This window comes from Bittarella sp. HCP28S3_D9, from assembly GCF_052065655.1.
Lineage (GTDB): Bacteria > Bacillota > Clostridia > Oscillospirales > Ruminococcaceae > Bittarella > Bittarella massiliensis.
This window is the reverse complement of record NZ_JBQHTP010000002.1, coordinates 14507-34470: the sequence shown is the minus strand read 5'-3', so window position 1 is coordinate 34470 and position 19964 is coordinate 14507. Positions and strand designations below refer to the sequence as shown.

Sequence of the window (19964 nt, the reverse complement as noted above, 5' to 3'; positions counted from 1 at the left end):
GCCGTTGTCTCTGCGCTGTGTTGGCACTCCTTCTTTTAAAGTGGGGGTTGCGCTGGGAGGGAGAACAGCTGGTTTGACCTGGCGATTGCCCAGGCGCGGCCAAAAGAGCGCAGCCGCAGGGAGAAACAGGGGGGAGCCGGGTCGAGCGGGAGGTGCCTGCTGTGGGGGAGGGGGGATAACCGCTCCCTTCAAAAAAATAAAATGATTTGCGCCCAGAGGTTGACAGATGATTCACAAGAGTGTATTATTGTATTAACGACTTAGTACAGTGGTACAATGGGTGGAAAGGAGCGGGGATATGTGGAAAATTGAGAGCGACCGGCCGATCTACCTGCAGCTGGTGGAGACCCTGCAGCAGCAGATCCTGACCGGCGTCTATCCGCCGGGGGGCAAGCTCCCCTCGGTGCGGGACCTGGCCGCCGAGGCGGCGGTCAACCCCAACACCATGCAAAAGGCCCTGGGGGAGTTGGAGCGGCTGGGCCTGGTGTACGCCCAGCGCACCGCAGGCCGGTTTATCACCGACGACAGAGAGAGGCTGGAACAGATGAAAGAGCAGTTGGCCGCCGAGCAGGTGCAGATATTTTTGAAGAAGATGAGTGAGATGGGCCTTTCCCGGCAGGACGTCATTGCCCTGCTGGAGCGGGCGGAAAAGGAGATGGAGTGAGATGAACAGAGACGCCATTATCAGCTGTCAGGGGCTGCAAAAGCGCTACAGCTACAAGCTGGCCCTAAACGGGCTGACCCTGGAGATCCCCCGTGGGAAGATCGTGGGGCTTTTGGGGCCCAACGGCAGCGGCAAGACCACCTTTATCAAACTGGTCAGCGGACTGTTGACCCCCACCGCCGGGGAACTGCTGGTGGGGGGACACCGCCCGGGGGTGGAGAGCAAGCGGATCGTCTCCTACCTGCCCGAGCGCACCTACCTCAACGACTGGATGCGGGTGGAGGGCATTCTGGAGATGTTCTCCGACTTCTACCCCGACTTCAACGAGGCCAAGGCGCGGGATATGCTGGCCCGCCTGGGCATCAATCTCAAAGACAAGCTCAAGACCATGTCCAAGGGCACCAAGGAGAAGGTGCAGTTGATTTTGGTCATGAGCCGGGAGGCGGAGCTCTACTTGCTGGATGAGCCCATCGGCGGGGTGGACCCCGCCGCCCGGGACTACATCCTCGACACCATCATCTCAAACTACAGCGAGAACGCCACCGTCCTCATCTCCACCCACCTGATCTCGGACATTGAAAAGGTGCTCGACGAGGTGGTCTTCATCAAAAACGGCCAGATGGTCCTGCAGTCCTCGGTGGACGACATCCGCGAGAGCCGGGGCGTGTCGGTGGACCAGCTGTTCAGGGAGGAATTCAGATGTTAGGGAAACTGATCAAATACGAGTTCAAGGCCACCGGTCGTCTGTTGCTGCCGGTGTACGGGGCGCTGCTGCTCATGGGCGGGGTGGTCAACCTGGGGCTGACGCTGCAGGGCAAGCTGCCGGTGCTCAAGTTCGCCCAGGGGGTCCTCATCTTCGCCTACGTGGCCCTGATGGTGGCGGCCTTCGCCCTCTCCTTCTTTGTGGTGATCTCCCGCTTTTACAAAAACCTCATCTGCGATGAGGGCTACCTGATGTTCACCCTGCCGGTCAAGGCGGGCACCCACCTGCTGGCAAAGACGGTGGTCTCCACCGTCTGGAGCGTGGGCACCTGTCTGGTGGCGGTGGGCTCCCTGCTGCTGATGGGGGTCGGACACGGCATCATCAGCAAGCTGCCCGACGCCCTGCAGATGGCCGATGCCGCCATGAAGGGCGAACTGGGGATGGGGATGAGCGAACTCCTCCTCTGGACCATCTTCACGGTCCTGGTCTCGCTGGTGGTGACAAACCTCATGTGCTACCTCTCCATCTCCATCGGGCAGTTTGGGCGGGGCCACCGGATCCTCACCTCGGTGGGGGCCTACCTGGTCCTCAACGTGGTGATCCAGAGCATCTCCACCGTGGCGCTGCTCATCGCCTGCCTCTTCACCGGGCTGGACTTCTTCGGCGACGTTCCCCTGGGGCAGATGGCCGGCTTCCTGCGGATGGTCTTCGCCCTCTCCATCGGCCTCAACGTCCTTTTCGGCGGCTGCTTCTACGTGGGCTCCAACTTCATCCTCTCCAGAAAGCTCAATCTGGAGTAGGGTATCGGGATACAGCGGAGAGAGGAGGGGATTTCCCTGAAGCGGATACAGCTGTCGGCCCTGCGCCGGCTGACCCAGTTGCTGGCCGCCCTGGCGGGCGTCGCCGGGCTGGCGCTGGGCATCTGGGCCCTGCTTTCGGCCCGGGTCTCGGCGGGGGGGCTGCTCCTCTGCGCCTTGGTCTGCGGGGTGATGTTGGCCCCCAATCTGGCCCTCATGGGGCGAAAATAGGGGGGGTCTCCCCTGAAAAATATGCAGAGACCGGCCTTTGTTCGAAGGCCGGTCTCTGTGCTGAGCCGGGCGAGTTTTTGTGTGCGAGTGAGGGAGGCTACTTTTTCGCCGCTGCCGGCAGGGAAGGGACCCCTTCCCCCCACAAGAGGCGGCGGGCGGCCATCTGGGTGGAGAGTGCCGCCACCAGGTGGCCGGCGCACCAGATGCCGGTGAGGCCGAAGCCCAGGGCGCTGGCCAGCCAGGCCAGGGGGATGCGCGCGCCCAGGTGGTACAGGGCCGTCAGCAGCATCCCCGTCCCCGGGCGGCCCGCCCCGTTGACGGCCCCCAAAAAGCAGTTGGCGAGCCCGTTGCCGAGATAGCCCACCCCCACCACCAGCAGGTAGCGGGCGGCCAGGGAGACGGCTGCCTCCCCCGAGAGGAAGAGGGCGGCCAGCGGCCGCGCAAGGAGGAGCACCGCCGCCGTGAGAGCTGCCAGCAGCCCGCTGCCGAAGAGGAGAGAGGCCCGCAGGTAGTCCCGGGCGCGGTCGGGCCGCCCGGCGCCGATGCACTGGCCGACAATGGCCATCAGGGCCATGTTCAGGGAGACGGCGGGGTAGAGGAGGACGACTTCCAGCTTGCAGGCCACCCCATACCCGGCAATGGCCGAGACCCCGTAGCCGCTGACGAGCCCGGTGAGAAAGGCAGTGCTGACGGCGGGGACGCCCTGTTGCACCACCGAGGGGAGGGCGCTTCGGCACAGGGAGAGGAGGAGGCCGCGGTCAAATTGGCGGATGTGGCAGGAAAACAGCCGTTTGCGCGCCAGGTAGACGAGCATGATGGCCAGGGCGGTCATCTGCGAGGTGACGGTGGCGACGGCGGCGCCCGAAAAGCCCAGCCAGTGGATGAAGAGGGGGTCGAGCACCGCGTTGAGGAGGGTGCAGAGGAGCATGGCGATGGCCTGAAAGGCGGTGTTGCCATAGCTTCGCAGCACGGCGGCAAAGTAGTTGTAGAGGAAGACCGAGAGGTAGCCCAGCAGGTAGACGGCCAGGTAGTCCCGGGCCAGGGGGAGGATGTCCGCCGGAGTGCCCAGCCCCCGCAGCAGCAGGGGCAACAGGGCCTCGCTCCCCGCAGTCAGCAGCAGGCAGAGGCCCAGGGAGGCGAAAAACGAGGTGCTCAACAGCCGCTCCCTGGCTGCCCTGTCCTCCGCCCCCACCGCCTGGGAGAGGAGGATGCTCCCCCCGCCCGCCGTGCCCATGGCGATGGCGTTGAGCAGCAGGATGACGGGGGTGGAGGAGGTGAGGGCGGCCATGGCCTCCTCCCCCAGCAGGTTGCCGATCCAGAGGCTGTCCACCAGGTTGTAGGCCATGCTCAAAAAGGTGGCCGCCATCATGGGAAGCGACATCTTCAGCAGCGCCGGCAGGGTCTTTTCCCCTGCAAAGTCGATGGTCGCAGACACAGAAAAACTCCTTTCTGAAAATGGTGAATGAACATCATTCATTTACAGAGCCAAATCAATGCCCTCTTTCGAGGGCGGAGGGGCGTGGGGTGAGGGGTGGGGTCAAGAGAGGTTTAGCATCTGCCCGAGGAAGGCGGCGATGCGGGCGATCTTCTCCTCCCGGCTGATGTCCTGGCGGAGAAAGACCCCCCGCTGGCCGTAGATGCAGAAGTCGGCGGTGGTCTCAGGGTCGGCGATACAGGTCTCGCCCCGCTCGTTGGCCAGGCGGATCTGCTGGGCCACCAGGGGCACCAGCAGGGCCGAGAGCCGGGCGATCACCTGCTGGTGAACGGCGCTGTTCTCGGCTGCGTGGGCCAATTTGTAGTAGAAGTTGTCGTCGGTCTCGGTCTCCAGGACGCTGGGGGTGTCCCGCAGCTTCTCCCGCAGGGTGCGGTCGGGGGCGCAGAGGACGGGGGTGGTCTTGTCCAGGAGCATCTGGGCGTAGCGGTCCACCGCCGCGTCGGCGATGGCCTCTTTGGAGGGGAAGTAGCGGTAGCACAGCCCCTGGGAGATGCCCGCCTTTTGGGCGATGTCCGAAATGGAGGTGTGGGAGAACCCCTTTTTGTAAAACAGCTCGATGGCGGTGTCGAGGATCTCCCTGCGGCGCTCCTCCGGCTCCTTGCTGACGCGCGGCATCTGCCTCGCCCCCTTTCTGCCTCTACAGGATAGCACATCCGGCCGAACTTGTCAATGAATGATATTCATTCAGATAAATTGCTTTTTGATTTGCGGGGGAAGGGGCAATTTTTGGGAGATGCGGCGGTCTGGCGAGGGCGCGGCGGATCTGGGGAGACGGGGGAGAGGACGGCGGGGGCCTATAACGCCTTGGGAAGGGGGGCAGTGGAGAGAGGGGCCGCCGCGGAGTGGGGGAGAGCGCATCCCCCAAAACGGGATATCTGCGGCGGGGGCGGGCGCCTTGGGCGGTGCAGACGGCCCCGGCGGGGGAGCGATTTTCGGGTGAGCGCTTCCCCTTCCCTTGCCCTCGCCCTTTGCCCTGCCCGGCGCTTTTTCGGAGGGCGGCCGAGGGGGTGGGGACGACCTGCGGGGGCAGCCCTTTCGACCGGGCGGTCGCCGAATGGGGGCACAGAAAAGATCTCTGGCCGGGGGACCGCGTTTTTGGGCGGTGTGACTGGGGTCTGCGGCGGGGCGGACGGAGGCCTCCGCTCGCGGGGGGACGGCACTCCTGCAGAGAGGTGTGGGACAGGGGGGAGGCCCGCGCTGGCGGCGGCGTTTTTTCGGTCCCTGCACAGGACCCGGGCGAGGGGTGCAAGCTGTCCGCCCGCACCTGCCGGCCGGCGGGGTGTCGGCTGTGCCTGCCCCCCCTCCTTTGCCCGCGGGGGACGTGTCCCGAGCCGAACGACGGGGGGAGCGGGGGACGGGCAAAACGAGAGACAGGCGGAGATCTCCGCCTGTCTCTCGTTTCTCTGCGCCCCATCCGGCCGCACGGTGCGGGAAAAAGGGTGCGAGAGCGCATCTGCCGAGGGGTCAGCCGTTTGCCTTGGCGGTCTCGGCGAAGGTGTTGTTGACCAGCTTGTCGTAATCGGCCTTCTGCTTGAGCTCGCCCGCTTCGGTCATCACGTCCTGCAGCCGCTCAAAGGACTCCCGCTCCATCACCGGGTCGGTGGACCAGGCGTCGATGTCCTTGTAGCGCTGCACCACGGTGGTCAAAAGCTCCACGTCGGTGTCGGCAAAGGAGGGGGCGATGGCCTCGGCCACCTCTTTGGCGCTGTGGCTCTGCACCCACTGCTGGCCCTTGTAGACGGCGTTGGTGAACCGCTGCACCAGGTCGGGGTTTTTCTCGATGAAGTCCTTGCTGGCAAAGTAGGCGGTGTAGGGGATCTCGCCGCTCTCCTCGCCGATGGAGGCCACGATGTAGCCTCGGCCCTCCTTTTCGAGCATGGAGGCGGTGGGCTCGAAGAGGGCGACGTAGTCGCCGTTGCCGCCGGTGAAGGCGCCGGCCATGGCCGAGAACTGGATGCTGTCGTCCAGCGTCAGGTCGGTGCCGGGGGTGAGGCCGTTCTGGCGCAGGACGTGGCCCAGGGTCATGTAGGGGACGCCGCCCTTGCGGCCGGGCAGCAGCGTGGTGCCCTTGAGTTTTTGCCAGCTGAAGTTGTCGTCCTTCTCCCGGCCCACCAGGAAGGAGCCGTCCCGCTTGGTCAGCTGGGCAAAGACCTGGCTGTAGTTTTCCTTGCCCTCGTTGTAGATGTAGATGGCGGCTTCCGGCCCGCCGAAGCCCACGTCGATGGAGCCGGAGAGGACGCCGGTCATCACCTTGTCGGTGCCCTGGCCCACCGACAGGTCGATGTCGATGCCCTCCTCCTCGAAGAAGCCCAGGTTGATGGCGGCGTACTGGGGGGCGTAGAAGACCGAGTGGGTGACCTCGTTGACGGTGACCTTGGTCAGGGCCTTGTCGCCCTCGCCCTTCTTCTCGCCGCAGCCGGTGAAGGCGCCCAGCGCCAGGGCGGCTGCCAGGGTGCCCGCGGCCAGGCGGGCGGTGCGGGTTTGCCAGCTTTTTTTCTGCATACTATGTATCTCCCTTTCCTGTTGGATTTGTGAAGCGGGGTTACGACGCAGTCTATGTAAAAATGGGCCCCGGGGTTCCCCTTTTGGCGGGAAAATCGACCGATCGGTTGTCCTTTGGGGGAAAAGGGAGTATCCTTTTTGGTACAGACATCCGCCCGCCGGGGCGCCAAAAAGGAGCGATCGCCGTGAAGGATTTTGCCAGAGAGGACCTGCTGCTCTCCCTCTGTGGGCTGTGCTGCGGCCTCTGCCCGATGCAGCTGGGCGGCCACTGCCCCGGCTGCGGCGGGGGGCCGGGCAACCAGCCCTGCGCCATTGCCCGCTGCAGTGGGGAGCACGGCGGGGTGGCCTACTGCTCCCTCTGCGACGAGTACCCCTGCCGGCGGTACGCGCAGCCCGAGCCCTTTGACTCCTTTGTCACCCACCGCAACCGGCGGGAGAACCTGGAGCGGGTGCGGGGGAGCGGCGCCGCCGCCTTTCGCGCCGAGCAGGAGGAGCGGCGGGCCGCCCTCGACGAGCTGTTGGCCGGCTACAACGACGGCCGGCGCAAGACCTTTTTCTGCCTGGCCTGCAACCTGCTGGAGTGCGGCGAGATCCGCCGGGCGCTGGCGCGGCTGCGGGAGGAGACATCGCCCCGGCAGCCCCTCAAGGAGCGGGCTGCGCTGGCGGTGGAATTGTTGGAGGGGGCGGCCGCCCGCCAGGGGGTGACCCTCAAGTTGCGCCGCAAGCCCCGGGAGAAGAGGGGGTAGGCGGTCGCCCCGGGGGGATGTGGATCGAAATGTCCACGATTGCTGCCCGGCGGGCAGGTGGCGAGTCGTCCCCCTGCGCGGGGCGGGTGGGTCGAAATGGCACCCCGGCGAAACCGATGACCGGGAAGGGGGACTCTCTCCTGCGCGGGGTGGGTCGAAAGAGCGGTCGGCTGTGCGTGCAATTTGCGCGTCCATGGTCTCGCTCCTCCGCGGGGACGGGCGGGCAAAACGGCTGGGATGCGGCCGGGGCCTGCGGTGTGCGGGACAGTTCTCTCCTGGCTGGGGGGAGGAGGATTTTTTGCCGGCGGTGGAAGTCTTTTCGCTGTTCCTGTCTCCCGCGGGAGGGTAGGTTAAAATGCCTAAACTGCCGGTGTGCGCATCGCCCGGCGATGTCTCCTTCTGCGGGAGGGGCAAATCGAAACATGGTGCCGGGGTGTGGGTCTTGTGCCTTCGACGATTCCCCGCGCGGGGGTGGGGATCGAAATGAAATCCTGCTGATTGCCTACTCCCTGGATGGCGGGTCGTCCCCCACGCGGGGGCGTGGATCGAAATTTCGAGAGCAAGGGCGCGATGGTGGAGAGAGGCGTCGTCTCCCACGCGAGGGGGGGCGGATCGAAATTTGCCGCACTTGGGGCGGCGCAACCAGTTCGGTGCGTCGCATCCCACACGGGTATGTGGATGAAAGTGCGAACGCTGATATCGCGGTGCCCTCCGCCGCAAATTGCCCCCCCGGTGCGGGGGAGAGGAGGCGACGTTTGGACAATAGCGGCGCTTTGCCAGTCGCCCCTCTGCGGGGGGCGGGAGAGAGGGGATGGCCATTCAAATTGCCGCCCTGGCGATCTTGGCGGCCTTTTACGGCGTCTACCTGGGCAAGATGCTGGCCCAGCGCAGGCGGGGGATCCGCACCGACCAGATGGCCCGGGGGAACAAGAGGGGGCGGCTCTTCTGGACCGAGTTGCTGCTCAAGGGGGGTCACCTGCGCCGTGGCCTTGGCCGAGGCGGCCTGCGCCCTGGCCGACTGGAACAGCGCCCCCACCTGGCTGCGCTGGCTGGGGTTGGGTCTGGCGGCCGCGGGGGTCGGGGTGTTTGCCGCCTCGGTCTACACCATGCGCGACAGCTGGCGGGCGGACATCCCCCGGGAGGGGGAGACCGAACTGGTCACCGCCGGCATCTACCGCTTTAGCCGCAACCCGGCCTTTCTCGGTTTTGACTTGACCTATCTGGGGCTGCTGCTGGCCTTTTGGAACCCCCTCCTCCTCGCCCTCTCCTGCCTGGCGGCGGTGCTTTTGCACCTGCAGATCTTGCAGGAAGAGGCCTTTCTCCCCGCCGCCTTTGGCCCGGCCTACACCCGCTACCGCAGCCGGGTCTGCCGCTACCTGGGCAGGCGGCGGCCGCGCTAGAGAGAAAAAACGGAGCCCCTTTCACAGCTGTGAAAGGGGCTCCGTTTGGGTGGGGGGGAGATACGGCCCTTGGCGGTCCGCTGCCACGGCCGCCTTCTTTGGCATGTCGCGGTGCAGGGAGGAGTTTTTTGAAAAGGGGGTTGTAGTGTTCCCACACTTCGCTATACTGGCAGTAGCGGCGCTGCTCAAAAACGAATTGGGAGGAAATGACCGTGCAAAATGCAACCCATCTGACCCTGTCGCCCATCGGCGTTGTCCGCGCCGAGAGCGGCGCCTTTCGCCTGAAGGTGGCGCCGCCCTACCGCCCTGCCCTCGCCGGGCTGGAGGGCTTTTCCCACCTGCAGATCCTCTGGTGGTTTTCCGGCTGCGAGGACGCGCGTTCCCGCGCCAGCCGCACCGAGGAGGCACCCTACCGGCGTGGACCGGCCCTGCTGGGCACCTTCGCCACCCGCTCCCCCCAGCGGCCCAACCCCATCGCCCTCTCCTGTGCGGGGGTGTTGGGGATAGACCGGGAGAGGGGCGTTCTCATCCTGGATTACCTGGACGCCGAGGACGGCAGCCCGGTGCTCGACATCAAGCCCTATCTGCCCAGCCTCGACCGGGTGGCGACCCCGGGCGTGCCCGACTGGTGCGCCCACTGGTCGGCCAGCGTGGAGGAGAGCGGCGACTTTGACTGGGGGGCGGAGTTCTCCTTTTAGCTGGTGCGCCCGCGGCCCTGCCGCTTGGGCACCGCGCCACCGGGGGCAGGGGGGGCGGGGCTTCCCCCGCCCGGTGCGGCAAGGGACAAAAACGGCGGGCAGATCCCTGTGAGAGGGGATCTGCCCGCCGTTTGCTCGGTCGGAGAGGGGGACGCACCGCCTTTTCACGCGGTGTGTTGCAGCCGCCGGTCGACCCATTTTTCCAGCAGGACGACGCACTGGTAGAGCAGGGCCGCCACCACCGCCAGAATGAAGACGCCGGTCATCACCAGATCCATCTGAAAGACCTGGCCGCCGTAGACGATCAAGTAGCCCAGCCCGGCCTTGGAGACCAAGAACTCGCCGGCGATGACCCCCACCAGCGAGAGGCCGATGTTGACCTTGAGGGAGTTGAAGAGGGTGTGCAGGTTGGAGGGAAAGACCACCTTGGAAAAGAGCTGCCAGCGGGTGGCCCCGAAGGTGCGCACCATCTTGATGGTCTCCTTGTCGGTGTTGAGAAAGCCGTTTAGCATCTCCATCACCGTGACGATGAGGGAGATGGCCAGGGCCATGACGATGATGGCCTGGGTGCCCGCCCCCACCCAGATGATGATGACCGGGCCCAGGGCGATTTTGGGCAGGGAGTTGAGCACCACCAGATAGGGCTCGGAGACTTTGGAGAGAAAGGGGGACCACCAGAGCAGGACCGCCAGCCCCACCCCCAACCCGGTGCCCAGCAAAAAGCCGATCAGCGTCTCGTAGCAGGTGACGCCGATATGTAGGGCCAGGTTGTTGTTGGACGCGTTCATCAGCGTCTTGACGATGCGGGACGGCTGGCTCATGACAAAGGCGTCGATGACGCCGACGCGGGCCAACACCTCCCACAGGGCCAAAAGAAAAACCAGGATGAGCACCTGGCAGAGCCGGATGTTCACCTTCCGGCGCCGAATTTTTTTCAGGTAGACGGCCCGCTCTTTGGAGATGGCCGCAGTGGTTGTCATCATTGGTTCAACTCCTTCCAAATCAGGTTGAAGTAGCGGCTGAATGCCGGGTTGTTGCGCCGCTGCAGGGGGGGCAGGTCGGGCTGGTCGAACTCCACCTGGTGCACCGCCTTGACCACCGAGGGCCGGGCCGAGAGGACGATGATCCGGTCGGACATGCTGATGGCCTCGGGGATGTCGTGGGTCACCATCAGGGTGGTTTTGCCCTCCTTCTTGAGGATGCGGTAGATGTCGTCGGTCACCGTCAGTCGGGTCTGGTAGTCCAGGGCGGAGAAGGCCTCGTCCAGCAATAGGATCTGGGGATTGACCGCCAAAGTGCGGATCAGGGCCGCCCGCTGGCGCATCCCCCCCGAGAGCTGCGAGGGGTACTTGTCTCGGAATTCGTAGAGCTCATAGGTCTTTAGGAGTTTCATGGTCCGCTCCCGGCTTTTTTCGTCCAGCATCCCTCGGATCTCCAGCCCCAGGGTGGCGTTTCGCCAGATGGTGCGCCAGTCCAGCAGATTGTCCTTTTGCAGCATGTAGCCGATCTGTCCGCTGATGCCGCTCACCGGCTCGCCCTCGATGCTGACGGTGCCGTGGGTGGGCTGCTCCAGCCCCGCTATGATGGAGAGGAGGGTCGATTTGCCGCAGCCGCTGGGGCCGACGATGCTGATAAACTCGCCCTCTTTTACCTGAAAGCTGACATTTTCAATGGCAGTCACTTCGCCGTTGTGCGCTTGGTAGGTCTGGGACACTCGGTCCACTTTCAATATCGCGTCCATGCAATCACCTCGATTGTTTACCACAGTATATACGGTGCTTCCCCTGCGCGTCACAGCGGAGGGCCTTGCCGGTTTGCGCTGCGAGGGCCTCTCTCTGCGGGGGGCCTTGTCGAGGGGCGCAAAGGGAAGGGGGCGCTGGAGGGGGCCTGCGCGTTTGCCCGGGTGGGCGCTCGGGCATTGCCCCTCCGCGCGGGGAGGAGGGTTTGCTCGTCTGGGGCTTGGCGGGCCGCTTTGTGCGGGCGGCTGTCTGCCCCGCCTGGGCCGTGTGGGGGGCGGCGGCTCCTTGGCGCCTGAACAGACGGTCTTCGCCCGGTGGCGACACGGTGTCGTTTTTGCCGGGCGGGAAGGGCTGGGATTTTGTTTGCCTGGGGCTGGCCGAGTCGCTCTGCGCGGGCGCTCGCCTGCTCCGGCTGGGCCGTGTGGCGTGGGAGACCTTTTTTCCCTGAAGGGGCGTCCCTGCCCAGTGGCGGCACACTGCCGGCGCGGGCCTTTCTCCCCTTGGCCCGCCGGGTTCGGCAGGGGAAATCTCCCCCTCCCGCGGTCCGCCCTGTTGGGGGCAAACACCTGATTGGAGCGCGGCGCTCCCCTCCCCGTCCGCTGCGGCGGGCGGCGAACGGGGAGGGGCAAATTGCGAAAGAGGGCGATTTGTGGTATAATCACTTTGATTTGTAAGTTTTAAATCAGAAGAGAACAAAAGGGGGAGTTCACATGAGAGAACCGATGAAGACCATCAAGAGCTTTCAGGTCGACCACACCAAGCTGCAAAAGGGACTTTACCTGTCCCGCGTAGACGGGGACTGCGTCACCTACGACATTCGCATGTGCACCCCCAACGGCGGTATCTACCTGCAAAATGCGGGGCTGCACACCTTTGAGCACCTCTTCGCCACCTATGTGCGCAACAGCGCCCACTCCGACGAGGTCGTCTACGTGGGGCCCATGGGCTGCCGCACCGGCTTTTACTTCATTGCCCGCGACAGCATGAGCCGCCAGCAGGTGCTGGATCTGCTGCGGGAGGCCTTCCTCTTCATCTCGGAATTCGTGGGCCAGATCCCCGGCGCCAGCAAGCCCGAGTGCGGCAACTACCTGGACCACGACCTGAACCAGGCCAAGGCCTACGCCCGCACCATCTGCCAGGTGCTCGAGGGCTGGACCCCCGAGCGGATGGACTACGAGGGATAGGGGGCGACGGCTTTGGAATGGGATTTGACAGAGCTGACCGAACAGGCGCGCCGGGCGGCGCGGGAACTCTGCGAGGCGGCGGCCCTGCGCCCCGGCGACCTGCTGGTGGTGGGCTGCTCCTCCAGCGAGGTGACCGGGCACGCCATCGGCTCTTTTTCCAGCACCCAGGTGGCCGACGCCCTCTTTGAGGGCATCTTCCCGGTGCTCTCCAAGCGGGGGGTCTACCTGGCGGCCCAGTGCTGCGAGCACCTCAACCGCGCCCTCATCGTGGAGGAGGAGGCCGCCCGCGCCCACCGGCTGGAGGTGGTCAACGCCGTCCCCCAGCCCAAGGCGGGGGGCGCCTTTGCCACCGCGGCCTACCGGGAGTTTTCCCACCCGGTGGCGGTGGAGCGGGTGCAGGCCCAGGCGGGGATGGACATTGGCGACACCCTCATCGGGATGCACCTGCGGCCGGTGGCGGTGCCGGTGCGCCTGAGCCTGCGGGCCATCGGCCAGGCCAATTTGGTCTGCGCCCGCACCCGGCCCCGGTACATCGGCGGCGAGCGCGCCCACTACGACCCCGCCCTGGGGTGATGGGCGGGAAAGGGGGCAAAACCGCCGGGGAAGCGGGCGGCCTGCGCCGGCTTTGAAAGGGCGTCATGCAGGTGTTGCCCCGCAAGGGGCTGCGCTTTGTGGGCGCATGGCACCCGCTGCCCCTGGCAAACCGGCGATCCGGGAGGCCGTCTCCCGTCGCGGGTATGCGGAGAGCGGGTTTTTGTGACTTTGCGCCCTTTCGTTTAGAGAGGGTCGAGCGCAATTGGACGCCCCCGGCGGGGGGCATTAGAGCGACCGTCCCCAAAAGGGAGAGGGCCGGGCGAAATCCGCCCGGCCCTCTCCCTTTTGGGTGGAGGAGGATGTCAAAACTGTTTGGCGGCGCGCAGGGTCTCCTGCGCCAGGTGGGTGACGGTGGTGTGCTCCCACCCGCGGAAAAAGCTGTCGAAGCCGTCGTGGAAGGGTTCGGTCCAGCGGGGAGCGAGGGCGGGGTAGCCGTACATCAGCCCAAAGAGGGTGCCGATCTGGCCGGCGTTGCAGTCCACGTCCTCCCCGCAGAGGGCGATGATGGACATGCAGGCGTCGAAGCTGTCGTCGCAGAAGTAGAGGGCCACCACCTCGGCTGCGGCGTTGGGGTAGGTGTGGATCCAGTTGTAGCGGCGGTATTTGGCCCGGCAGGCCTCCCACGCCGTCTCCCAGCCGTCGGCGGCCTCGCACTGCCCCAGGGCGAAGGCCAGCACCGAGGCGTACTCGCTGCGGGGCGGGATGAGGGAGGCCGCCCGCTGGAGCAGGGGGCGGATGCCCCTCTCCACAAAGGCGAGGGAGGCCAGCAGGGCGTTGAAAACCTCGCCCAGGATGGCGTTGTTGACCGCCGAGATCTGGCCGTCCAGAAAGGCCAGCCGGGCTGCCTCGGCCGGGTCGCCCGGGGCCACCATCCCGCAGATGGTCCCCCGCATCTGGGCGCCGATCCACTCGGCCCAGGGGTTTTGCTGCCGGCCGCTCTCCGGTGGGAAGAGACCCCGCTGCAGGTTTTGGTAGGCGGCGCGCTCGGCCCCCCAGGTGTAGAGGATGCGGCCCACCCACTCCAGGGCGATGTCGGCGCTGGTCACCGCCCGCCCCCGCTTCAAGACGGCCTCCAAAAAGGCCAGCTCGTAGAGGACGTCGTCGTTGAAGGTGGTGGGTTGGCGCAGGAAGCCGTCGATGGTCCCAAAGGCCTCTTTCAGCTGGGGGGTGCAGTACCCCTCCACCATGGTGCCCACGGCGGCCCCGGCGATCTGCCCCTGCCAGCCGGCGTGCAGCCGCTCGAACAGCTCGTCGTCCGAGAGGGAGAGGGGCGTCTTTTCGGGGAAGGCGACCTCGGCCAGCAGGTCCTCAAAATTGCGGTATTCGGGGTAGGACCAGTAGGGGCTCTGGGGGTCCTTGGGGGCCTGTTCCAACAGGGCGTAGGTCTGGGCCACCAGCTTGGCCAGCTCCACGTCGTCCCCCGCCTCGTAGGCCTGCCAGACGGCGGGGATCAGGGCCTCGGCGGCGCGGACGTCCCGCCCCCGGTTGCCCACGGCCTGAATGGCGCCGAAGAGCTGCAATTGCGGCCCGCCCGAGTCGGCGACCGGGTCGGAGATCTGTTTGCGAATGGCCTGTTCCGGCGTCGGCTGCTCCGCGAATGCGGGGCCCCGCACGGCTTTCGGTTTCAGGTGGGGGACGGCGGCCTCTTTGGCCGCGGTGGTGATTTCCCAAGCTCTTTTCAAGGGGGTTCCCTCCTCTTTTCGCCTCGTTGGGTTCTCTTTGAGCCCATTGTGCGGCCCTTTGGCTGGAAAATCCACTGGCAAAAGGGCCAAAACAGAGGGGAAGATTTTGTGGGGAGAGGGGGGAGATGGAGAATTGGGGGCGCTTTCACCGGCAAAAGTGCCCAAATGGGTGGGGAAGGAGTGGACGTCTTTCTGCGGCGGGGGCGCTGACGCCGAAAAAAGGGGCAAAAAGGGCGGCCTGGCTTTGGACAGTTTGAAGGGGAGGAGGAGAGAGGGAGCGGAAAAAACGGCAAAATCGACAAAAAACGACAGACAGGGATGGGCAACTTTTTAGACCCCTTAAAAAGATCGTGCACCCCCTCCAAAATGTTGCCTGCGGGTTGTAAAAAAGGCGGGGGAGCTCTCTGCGGTATGGATTGTTTATACAAAAATGACGGCGCTGTATCGGCCCTCTTTTTTGGCGGGAGGGCGGCCGGATGGCAAGCTGACAAAAAGGGCGGGGCCCGATTTGGGCAGCCCTCCGCCCCCCTGTCGTCGCCGGGGGCGAATTGCCCACCAAGCGCCCCCCTTTGGTGGCCAATAGGGAGAAAAGCCCCCACCTCTCTTGACAGGGCGCGGGGCGGGCGGATACCCTGGTGGCAGACGGGGCGAGCGGCGGCCAGAGAGGCGGCGCGGCCCCAAGAGGGAGGAAGTAAAATGAAAAAATATGCATCCATCTGTCTGGCGGCGCTGTTGGCGCTGGGCCTGTTTGCCACCGGCTGCGGCCAGAAGGAGAGCGCGGGCGGAGAGGGGAAAGAGGGGCAGATCCAGAGCGCCTGCTACCTGACCTACGCCCTGGGGGACAAGTCCTTCCACGACCTGGCCAACGAGGGGCTCACCAAGGCGGGGAAGGAACTGGGCATCCAGACCAAGACCATCGAGTACGGCACCGACAAGTCGAAGATGGAGCCGGCCATCCTCGACGCGATGGACAACTACGACATGGTCCTCTTTTACACCGGCGAGCAGTTGGAGATCATCAAGCGCTATGCCGCCGACTACGCCGACGTGAAGTTCGTGGGCTTTGACATCGACCCGGACATCGAGCCCGAGTTCCCCAACATCTTCTGCATGACCTACGCCCAGAACGAAGGGGAGTTTCTCGCCGGGGCCCTGGCGGCCAAGATGTCCAAGTCGGGGACGGTGGGCTTTGTCACCGGCACCGAGTCGCCGGTCATCAACGACTTTATGGTGGGCTATATCGAAGGGGCCCAGCACGTCAAGAGCGACATCAAGGTGGCCATCTCCTACAGCGGCGACTTCACCAACACCACCAAGACCAAAGAGGTGGCCCTGCTGCAGATCCAGCAAAACGGGGCAGACGTGATCCACCAGGTGGCCGCCGGCGCCGGGCTGGGGGTCTTCGAGGCGGTGGCGCAGTACCCGGGGGTCTGGGCCATCGGCGTGGACGCCGACCAGCGAAACTTCTTTGTGGACACCAAGCCGGCGGTGGCCGACGTCATCCTCACCTCGATGATGAAGCGCAACGACATCGTCCTCTGCGACCTGGTCAAACAGACCTACGCCGGCACTGCCGACTTTTACGGCACCCGCGCCAAGTGGGGCATCTCCGCCGGGGCCGTGGGGCTGGCGGACAACGAGTACTACCGGCAAAACACCCCGCAGGAGGTGCGCGACTACATCGCCGACTGCCAGGAAAAGGTCACCGGCGGCGAGATCGCCGTCTCCACCGGCTACGGGATGGAGCAGTCCACTGTGGACGAAATTCGCAACCGGGTCCGGCCCTAGCGGGGCAAGATCCCTCTCCCTGTACAAAAAAGGCGGCGACGAGCCGCCTTTTTTGCTGTGGCGGGGGGAGTGGAGAGGCAGGGAGGTGCCCTGTCTGTTGGCAGGGTTGCACAGGGAAAAGGGGGGTGGACTGTCAAAACTGCGCATGAAAGAGGGCCTAAAAGGCAGCGTTGTGAAATGGTGCACAAGAGAGAAACAGACTTTTTGTGCACTATTTGAGGCAAGGGGAAAGCCGCCTGAAGAGAGGGAAAAAATGCCCCGCCCTCTTTGTGGGGAGCGCACAACCGGTTGGGAGGGTGGGAAGAGGCGAGGAGGAGTTTTGTACAAATAAACAAATCTACCTGTGGCCATTTGGTAGAAATAAATGAAGGGTTATTGACAGGGAGGGGGGCGGCAGATATCTTAGAAAACAGCAAGAGCCGCAGCCGTCCCACCGGGGCGGCGCGGGAAAAAAGGAGGCTTTCCTGTGAGAAAGTATATCGCATCTGGACTGGCTGCCCTGCTGGCGCTGTCCGCCGTTCTGACCGGCTGTGGAAAGGGCGAGGGGAACAAGGGCGGTGAGAGCAGCAGCGGCGGGGAGAAGAAGATCGCCAGCGTCTGCTACGTCACCGACATGTTGGGGGACAAGTCCTTCTCCGACATCGCCAACGAGGGGCTGGTCAAGGCCGGCAAGGACTTTGGACTGGAGGTCAAGACCATCGAGTACGGCACCGACAAGTCGAAGATGGAGCCCTCCATGCTGGACGCGGCCGAGAACTTCGATTTGGTGTTCTTTTACAGCGGCGAGCTGCTGGAGGTGGTGCAGCGCTACGCCGAGGACTACCCGGACGTGAAGTTTGTGGGCTTTGACATCGACCCCACCAAGGAGGCGGGCCACCCCAACGTCTTCTGCCTGACCTATGCCCAGAACGAGGGCGATTTCCTGGCCGGGGCCCTGGCGGCCAAAATCTCCAAGACCGGCACCATCGGCTATGTGGCGGGGCGGGAGTCCCCGGTCATCAACGACTTCCTGGTGGGCTACATCGAGGGCGCCCAGCACGCTGACCCCAGCGGCAAGGCGGCCTTCTCCTACATCGGCGACTTTGTGAACACCGCCAAGGCCAAGGAGCTGGCCCTGTTGCAGATCCAGCAGAACAAGGCCGACGTCATCCACCAGGTGGCCGCCGGCGCCGGGCTGGGTGTCTTTGAGGCCGCGGCCGACAACCCGGGCACCTGGACCATCGGCGTGGACGCCGACCAGCGAAACTTCTTCATCGACTCCAAGCCCGAGGTGGCCGACGTCATCCTCACCTCGATGATGAAGCGCAACGACATCACCCTCTACGACATCATTGAAAAGACCTGCGACGGCAGCGCCGACTTCTACGGCACCAACGAGACCTGGGGCATCCCCGAAGGGGTGGTGGTCCTGGTGGAGAACGACTACTACAAACAAAACACCCCGCAGGATGTGCAGGACTACGTCAAGGAGTGCGAGAGCAAAGTCACCAGCGGCGAGATCAAGGTGTCGACTGCCTACGGCATGGACCAGGACACCCTAAACGCGATGAGAAACAAGGTCAAGGCCTAACGGCAAGTTTCGTGAAATGAGGCGATCGTTTGCCAAAGAAAGTGATATTGGATGTGGACACCGGCCCGGATGACGCCGTCGCCATCATCGCCGCCCTGCTGGCCCCCGAGCTGGAGGTCGTGGGCATCTGCTCGGTCAACGGCAACCGGGAGGTGGCCCTCACCACCGACAACACCCTGCGCGTCAAGGCTTTGATGGGGGCCGACGTGCCGGTCTACCGGGGCTGTGAGTACCCCCTGGTGGCCACCCTCACCCCCGGGCGGCGGCCGGGCATCCCCCGCAGGGAGGGGCAGATCCGCCCCACCGGCTCCCGCATCCAGGGGGATCACCTCCCCTTCCCCGCCACCGACCTGGCAGAGGAGCCGGAGCCGGCGGTCACCTGGCTGGTGGACACCCTGCTACACGCCGAGGAGAAGATCACCCTCATCCCCGTCGGCCCCCTGACCAACCTGGCGGTGGCCCTGCGGGCGGCCCCCCGCATTGCCGAGCACATCGAGGAGGTCGTCCTCATGGGGGGCGGGCACCGCGTTCAAAACACCACCCCTATGACCGAGTACAACGTCTGGGTCGACCCCGAGGCGCTGGAGGTGGTGCTGCAGTCGGGCTGCAAGGTGACGGTGGTGCCCCTGGACGCCACCATGGAGTGCTACCTCACCCAGGCGGACGCCGACGAGATCCGCAGCTTTGGCGGCCCGGGGGCCGAGGCGGTGGCCTTTCTGGTGGACGAGTGGCTGCGGGACTACCGGGACGACCCGGCCATGAAGGGCTACCCCGGGGTCCCCGTCCACGACGCGCTGGCCGTCTGCGCCGCCATCGACCCCAGCATCCTCACCGATTTGCGGCCGGTCTGCTGCCACGTGGACATCGCCGGCGGGTACGCCGACGGGCAGACCTGTTTGGACCTGCGGGCCCGGCTGGAAAAGGAGGGGCCCAACTGCCTCTTCGCCTTTCACGCCGACCGGGAGAAGTTTGCCGCCACCCTCAAAAAAATCCTAAAAAACGGCTGATGAATTGGCTCCCCAGGGGGGGAAGCGCAGCGGGAAACCGCCCTGCGCTTCCCCCCTTTTGCCCGTCTGCGCGGGGGGCGTTGAACCCCGCCGCCGGAGGTGGTACAATGGGCGCAGAGGCGCGGCCACAGAGGCGCGCAGAGGAAGGGAAGGGTTGCAGTTGTACAAGGTGGTAGACAGCGAGCGGGGATTGGATCTGGTGAGCGGGGAGTACCTGCCCGGCTGCCGGTGGGCGGCGGCCCCCAGCTTTTCGGGCTGCCCGGTGGACCCGGGCAACCTGGGCAAGGTGATCTTTGACGAGGAGCGGATGTCCCTGGTGCGGGCCCTGCAGGAGCCGGGGGTCTGCTCCCCCGAGCTGCCCGGCTATGTCTTTCACGAGCGCCGGGCCGAAATCGAGTACCTGAGCGCGGGGGAAGGGGTCGCCTCCTACCCGGACGGGAGCAGCCACCCGGTGGCGGCGGGGGACTGTCTCTTCCACCGGGAGGGGCAGCCCCACCGGCTGCTCTGCACCGGCGGGGAGGGGCTGGAACTCTGCGTGGGACTCAATGGCACCGACAGCGAGCGATACCCCGGCCAGCTGGGTCAGAGTCGGGGGGAGTGGAAGCCGGATGTCCCCTACCGCGAGGAGGGGGGCTACCGGGTGTTGCCGGCGGGCCAGGGGCCGGACTGGGACGGCTGGGGCCCGGGCTGCCGGCTCACCCTGACCTGCGAGAGCCCCGGCCTCACCTCGGCCCGGGCGCTGGTGGGGCCGGAGGCGGCCTTTGCGGGGGGCTTTTGCCAAAACGACGGGGCCGACGAGATGGCCCTGGTGGTTGGGGGCGAGGGGCTGCTGCTCCTCCCCGACCGCATCCTTCCCCTGCGCAAGAACACCGCCTACTACCTCTTTGCCGGGCAGCCCTACAAGCTGGCCGCCACCGGCGGGGCGCTGGAGCTGTTTGTCTACTGGTCGGTCTCCTCGACGGGGGAGATCGAACGGCGGGAGAGTGAATTGTCCTTTTAGAGGGGGCTGGATGCAGGGTCAAAACAAAGTGAAAAGCAGGCGCAAAAAGGGGCGCGCTGTCAGGCTGAAAACAGCTGACGGCGCGCCCCTTTTGACGGGCCAGCGGGTTTTGCGGCGGGTTTCGGCAGAGATGCCCGCCTCTGCGCCCAGCAGGGCGGCCAGCG

Annotated in this window: 19 protein-coding genes; 13 read left to right on the top strand and 6 right to left on the bottom strand. The window is 65.3% G+C overall.

Going from position 1 to position 19964, the window contains the following annotated elements:
* Positions 1 to 298 precede the first annotated feature (298 nt).
* The 4 genes from ACTNAU_RS01585 (at position 299) to ACTNAU_RS01570 (ending at position 2395) form a co-directional block, all read left to right on the top strand.
* A complete protein-coding gene (locus ACTNAU_RS01585; protein WP_044993078.1) occupies positions 299 to 664 on the top strand; it encodes a GntR family transcriptional regulator in 366 nt (121 codons plus the stop codon).
* A 1-nt stretch (position 665) separates the two neighbouring features.
* The gene (locus tag ACTNAU_RS01580; protein WP_185916253.1) at positions 666 to 1370 is read left to right on the top strand and encodes an ABC transporter ATP-binding protein; all 705 of its coding nucleotides are present in this window, start codon (positions 666 to 668) and stop codon (positions 1368 to 1370) included.
* Complete coding sequence (locus ACTNAU_RS01575; RefSeq protein ID WP_441097333.1) at positions 1364 to 2167, top strand: hypothetical protein; 804 nt, start codon at positions 1364 to 1366, stop codon at positions 2165 to 2167. Before ACTNAU_RS01580 ends, ACTNAU_RS01575 begins: the two co-directional genes overlap by 7 nt.
* Positions 2168 to 2245: 78 nt before the next feature.
* Positions 2246 to 2395, top strand: a complete 150-nt coding sequence (locus tag ACTNAU_RS01570; protein WP_216401872.1) for a hypothetical protein — start codon at positions 2246 to 2248, stop codon at positions 2393 to 2395.
* A 97-nt stretch (positions 2396 to 2492) separates the two neighbouring features.
* On the opposite strand, the gene ACTNAU_RS01565 is transcribed toward ACTNAU_RS01570, so the two are convergent.
* The 3 genes from ACTNAU_RS01565 to ACTNAU_RS01555 all read right to left on the bottom strand — a co-directional run bounded on the left by ACTNAU_RS01565 (position 2493) and on the right by ACTNAU_RS01555 (position 6392).
* Positions 2493 to 3830, bottom strand: coding sequence for an MATE family efflux transporter (locus ACTNAU_RS01565; RefSeq protein ID WP_441097331.1), 1338 nt, complete (start codon positions 3828 to 3830; stop codon positions 2493 to 2495).
* 102 nt (positions 3831 to 3932) lie between these two features.
* Complete coding sequence (locus tag ACTNAU_RS01560; RefSeq protein ID WP_441097329.1) at positions 3933 to 4505, bottom strand: TetR/AcrR family transcriptional regulator; 573 nt, start codon at positions 4503 to 4505, stop codon at positions 3933 to 3935.
* Positions 4506 to 5354: 849 nt separating this feature from the next.
* Entirely contained in the window at positions 5355 to 6392 is a 1038-nt protein-coding gene (locus ACTNAU_RS01555; protein WP_185916249.1) for an ABC transporter substrate-binding protein, read from the bottom strand.
* Positions 6393 to 6577: 185 nt separating this feature from the next.
* Here ACTNAU_RS01555 and ACTNAU_RS01550 point away from each other — a divergent pair, with 185 nt between their 5' ends.
* The 3 genes from ACTNAU_RS01550 to ACTNAU_RS01540 all read left to right on the top strand — a co-directional run bounded on the left by ACTNAU_RS01550 (position 6578) and on the right by ACTNAU_RS01540 (position 9236).
* Positions 6578 to 7138, top strand: a complete 561-nt coding sequence (locus tag ACTNAU_RS01550; RefSeq protein ID WP_441097328.1) for a DUF3795 domain-containing protein — start codon at positions 6578 to 6580, stop codon at positions 7136 to 7138.
* 983 nt (positions 7139 to 8121) lie between these two features.
* The gene (locus tag ACTNAU_RS01545; protein WP_441097327.1) at positions 8122 to 8538 is read left to right on the top strand and encodes a methyltransferase family protein; all 417 of its coding nucleotides are present in this window, start codon (positions 8122 to 8124) and stop codon (positions 8536 to 8538) included.
* Positions 8539 to 8750: 212 nt separating this feature from the next.
* Positions 8751 to 9236 (top strand): SAM-dependent methyltransferase, encoded by a 486-nt coding sequence (locus ACTNAU_RS01540; RefSeq protein WP_441097325.1) that lies wholly within the window; start codon positions 8751 to 8753, stop codon positions 9234 to 9236.
* A gap of 164 nt (positions 9237 to 9400) precedes the next feature.
* Here the strand turns inward: ACTNAU_RS01540 and ACTNAU_RS01535 are convergent, their stop codons facing one another.
* Positions 9401 to 10219 carry an ABC transporter permease gene (locus ACTNAU_RS01535; RefSeq protein WP_021660676.1) on the bottom strand — a complete coding sequence of 273 codons (819 nt, stop codon included), beginning with the start codon at positions 10217 to 10219 and terminating at the stop codon, positions 9401 to 9403.
* Positions 10216 to 10977: an ABC transporter ATP-binding protein gene (locus ACTNAU_RS01530; RefSeq protein WP_185916245.1), complete on the bottom strand. Its 762-nt coding sequence runs from the start codon at positions 10975 to 10977 to the stop codon at positions 10216 to 10218. The genes ACTNAU_RS01535 and ACTNAU_RS01530 overlap by 4 nt, the downstream gene beginning before the upstream one ends.
* 720 nt (positions 10978 to 11697) lie before the next feature.
* On the opposite strand from ACTNAU_RS01530, the gene ACTNAU_RS01525 reads away from it, so the two are divergent.
* Together ACTNAU_RS01525 and ACTNAU_RS01520 are read left to right on the top strand one after the other, a co-directional pair.
* A complete protein-coding gene (locus tag ACTNAU_RS01525) occupies positions 11698 to 12159 on the top strand; it encodes an S-ribosylhomocysteine lyase (protein ID WP_216401955.1) in 462 nt (153 codons plus the stop codon).
* 12 nt (positions 12160 to 12171) lie between these two features.
* Positions 12172 to 12732, top strand: coding sequence for a TIGR01440 family protein (locus tag ACTNAU_RS01520; protein ID WP_185916244.1), 561 nt, complete (start codon positions 12172 to 12174; stop codon positions 12730 to 12732).
* A gap of 323 nt (positions 12733 to 13055) precedes the next feature.
* On the opposite strand, the gene ACTNAU_RS01515 is transcribed toward ACTNAU_RS01520, so the two are convergent.
* Positions 13056 to 14435, bottom strand: a complete 1380-nt coding sequence (locus ACTNAU_RS01515) for an ADP-ribosylglycohydrolase family protein (RefSeq protein WP_441097324.1) — start codon at positions 14433 to 14435, stop codon at positions 13056 to 13058.
* 696 nt (positions 14436 to 15131) lie between these two features.
* On the opposite strand from ACTNAU_RS01515, the gene ACTNAU_RS01510 reads away from it, so the two are divergent.
* The 4 genes from ACTNAU_RS01510 (at position 15132) to ACTNAU_RS01495 (ending at position 19800) form a co-directional block, all read left to right on the top strand.
* A complete protein-coding gene (locus ACTNAU_RS01510) occupies positions 15132 to 16223 on the top strand; it encodes a BMP family ABC transporter substrate-binding protein (protein ID WP_441097323.1) in 1092 nt (363 codons plus the stop codon).
* A 466-nt stretch (positions 16224 to 16689) separates the two neighbouring features.
* Positions 16690 to 17793 carry a BMP family ABC transporter substrate-binding protein gene (locus ACTNAU_RS01505; RefSeq protein WP_441097322.1) on the top strand — a complete coding sequence of 368 codons (1104 nt, stop codon included), beginning with the start codon at positions 16690 to 16692 and terminating at the stop codon, positions 17791 to 17793.
* 29 nt (positions 17794 to 17822) lie between these two features.
* Positions 17823 to 18800, top strand: a complete 978-nt coding sequence (locus ACTNAU_RS01500) for a nucleoside hydrolase (RefSeq protein ID WP_441097321.1) — start codon at positions 17823 to 17825, stop codon at positions 18798 to 18800.
* 154 nt (positions 18801 to 18954) lie between these two features.
* Entirely contained in the window at positions 18955 to 19800 is an 846-nt protein-coding gene (locus ACTNAU_RS01495) for a hypothetical protein (RefSeq protein WP_441097320.1), read from the top strand.
* The last annotated feature ends 164 nt before the right edge of the window (positions 19801 to 19964 follow it).